Annotated in this window: 3 protein-coding genes; 1 reads left to right on the top strand and 2 read right to left on the bottom strand. The window is 62.2% G+C overall.

Going from position 1 to position 2,679, the window contains the following annotated elements:
* Window positions 1-145: 145 nt before the first annotated feature.
* On the top strand, window positions 146-1,078 hold the full coding sequence (locus RKP46_RS16315) for a DMT family transporter (RefSeq protein ID WP_311107595.1): 933 nt from the start codon (window positions 146-148) through the stop codon (window positions 1,076-1,078).
* A 313-nt stretch (window positions 1,079-1,391) separates the two neighbouring features.
* Here the strand turns inward: RKP46_RS16315 and RKP46_RS16310 are convergent, their stop codons facing one another.
* Both RKP46_RS16310 and RKP46_RS16305 read right to left on the bottom strand, forming a co-directional pair.
* Window positions 1,392-1,637 (bottom strand): hypothetical protein, encoded by a 246-nt coding sequence (locus tag RKP46_RS16310; RefSeq protein WP_311107594.1) that lies wholly within the window; start codon window positions 1,635-1,637, stop codon window positions 1,392-1,394.
* 460 nt (window positions 1,638-2,097) lie between these two features.
* Entirely contained in the window at window positions 2,098-2,592 is a 495-nt protein-coding gene (locus tag RKP46_RS16305; RefSeq protein WP_311107593.1) for a DUF4262 domain-containing protein, read from the bottom strand.
* Between the last annotated feature and the right edge of the window lie 87 nt (window positions 2,593-2,679).

The following is a 2,679-nucleotide window of genomic DNA, read 5'->3' as shown; positions in this document are numbered from 1 at the left end:
CCCGAGTCGACGATCGGCAGCGGCAGCCCGGAGGAGGGCAGGCGGGTCGAGATACGCGTGCAATAAGCGCACGCGGTGGTCGCCGGTTGCCGAGCGCCGGCCATGCCGCGCCCGCGTGCTGCCGCCTGGCTTGGCGGTTTGCTCGATGAGCCGCGTCCAGGCCAACCTGTTGCTGACCCTGGTAGCCCTGATCTGGGGATCGGCTTTTGTCGCACAAAGCCACGGCATGGCCGATATCGGGCCGATGGCCTTCACCGGTGTGCGCTTTCTGATCGGCGCGCTGGTTGTCGCGCCGCTGAGCTGGCGCGAATGGCAAGGTCTGCGCCGAACGGCGGCCCGGGCGCAAGAGCGTCGTCGCGGGGTCTGGCAGATCGGAGGCCTGGGCGTCTTCCTGTTGCTCGGCGCGGTGATGCAGCAGACCGGGCTGATCAGCACGACGGTGACCAACGCAGGTTTTCTGACCGCGCTCTACGTTCCGCTGGTGCCGCTGCTCGGCTGGCTGCTCCTGCGCCAACTGCCGCACTGGTCGGTGTGGCCTACCGGCCTGAGTTGTCTGCTCGGCGCTTTCCTGCTTTCCGGTGCGCATGCGCTGAGCATTGGGGTCGGCGATCTGTGGGTGATCGCCTCGGCCTTGCCCTGGGCGCTGCACGTGCTGCTCGTCGGGCGTGTCGCCGATCGCCTGGCGGCGCCTTTTCTCGTTGCTGGCGGGCAGTTCTTCGTCTGCGGCGTGCTTGCTCTCATTGCTGCGCTGCTCTTCGAAGGCGTCGATCTGGCGGCGCTGCGGGCAGCCGCACTGCCCATCCTGTACACCGGGGTGCTCTCGGTCGGTATCGCCTTTTCCTGCCAAGTGATTGCGCAGCGCTACGCCGACGCTGCCGACGCGGCGATCATCCTCTCATCGGAGACGGTGTTCGCCGCGCTCTTCGGCTATCTGCTGATGGGCGACCGGCTGGATCTTGCCGGTCTCGGCGGTTGTGCGCTGATCCTGATCGGTATTGTGACGATCAATCTGCGTACTGGCGGCCAGCCCGCCGGGTTACCGGCGGCAGCGACGGAGCAGGCCGGCGCGCGCGAATGATCCCATTTTCCTCAGTTGGCAAGCGCCGATCACCCGGTGCATGACCGCTGTCAACGGGTTCTGTGCGGGCGCCGCCGGGAAGCCAGTGCTTACCCCACACCGCCACGGCTGATGAGGCCAAGCGAATCATCGCCAGCACGCGGGTACTCACAGTTACCGGGTGTTCCTTTCCACGCTCTATATGCAGCAGCCTTGGCGCGCCTTGACGTCCATTGATCAGCGCTTGCCAAGGTAGAGGTAACCGGCGCCGCGCAGGCGTTTGAGAACATGGCGCGCTGCTTATTCGGCGTCCGGTTGACTGCCGGGTTGGACGTCAGTGTTTCTCGAACCATTTTCCAATAAGGAAGACGATGATGCTGAGTACAACGAAGAGGCCGATGAAAGCATTGCGGATCAGTCGCTGTTGTTTCAGCTCGCGCGAAAGCAGTGCTTTCGACTTGGTCGTCGCCTCTGCTCGGAGGGAGATATCGTCTGGGTGGAGATAGGTGTTGTCATTGTCGCAAGTTTCCCATTCGTCACCGCGTACCCTCGCCCCCAAGCGCCTGGCTAAGGCGACCATCGCATTTATAGCCCAATCCTCCGGATTCTTTGTCCAGAGTTCCCCATCTCGGTACCAAAAAAGCGGATGAACCTTCGGCGCTGCTGTACTCAAAGGTCGGTGGCGTTTCGGTGCAGCTCCAGCCCTCAATGCTCTTGGCCGCGGCTACGGCCTCGTTCAGCGAGATTGGAAGTTGCTTACCTTTACTTGAGCGCAGGATGGTGACGTGATAGCCCATCGGAGCAGCCTATGATGTTCAACGTTCGAGCTAAGCTGTCTGCGGAGGCAGGTACTGTAAGCCCGGACTGAGAGAATGTACGGAGTAGCTCAGGCCGGGCTGAATACACTGACCAAGGCCAGGACTACTTCGAGGAACGCTAGCGCGAACGAGTCGTCCGACAACTCTCCCAGCGCGCCGAAAAACTCGGCCTGAAACTCATCACCATTTCACGAACCGCGTAAACGCACCATTGCCAATCAATTACTTGGGGTGTGTGTCCTGAGAGGTGGCGCTGCCGAGAACGGGCTGAGCGCCTTGAAGAGACGGGTCGTAGCCAGACTGCCAGGGAAACCGCCCTGATCGATCAGGCCATACGACCTGAAGAACAGGGAACGGCTGGTGCCGGTAGAACCAGATGGCGTAGCCGAAGTAATTCCCGGAACATGACTCGGGTACGGCGACGAAGCGAACGGGATAGCCCGTGAGGACATCGGTATCCTCGCTATCGTGCGTGAACAGGCTGCCCGACCGAATTCGGGCGCCGAGCCCGTTGATGATCGGCTGTGCGCGCTCCGAGGGCAGCCCAAATACGACGAACTCCGGATGCCCGAACGTGTGAAAGAGGCCGATCGAGAACGACCAGCCAGGCCCCCGCTCGTCCGGCAAGATGTGGACCACGTGCCAACCGTACTCGGCCACATCCGCCAAGACCTGCCGAGTGCTGTCGCTGTCAGCGAGGGGAATCACGCGATTCATTTGTTCGCCACCTAATAGCGTTTATCTGCCGTGCCGAAAGCACCAGGTCCAGCCGCAAGCGATTCCGCGGCAGATAAACCTCGTTGG

Origin of the sequence: Accumulibacter sp. (genome assembly GCF_031732815.1) — a bacterium.
Classification (GTDB): domain Bacteria; phylum Pseudomonadota; class Gammaproteobacteria; order Burkholderiales; family Rhodocyclaceae; genus Accumulibacter.
The sequence above is the reverse complement of the archived record's forward strand: the minus strand, read 5'-3'. Positions and strand labels throughout refer to the sequence as shown.

Bases quoted from the DNA above. Each gene is read 5' to 3' on its own strand.
- RKP46_RS16310 (WP_311107594.1), bottom strand. From the start codon at position 1,637: ATGGTCGCCTTAGCCAGGCGCTTGGGGGCGAGGGTACGCGGTGACGAA.
- RKP46_RS16305 (WP_311107593.1), bottom strand. From the start codon at position 2,592: ATGAATCGCGTGATTCCCCTCGCTGACAGCGACAGCACTCGGCAGGTC.
- RKP46_RS16315 (WP_311107595.1), top strand. From the start codon at position 146: ATGAGCCGCGTCCAGGCCAACCTGTTGCTGACCCTGGTAGCCCTGATC.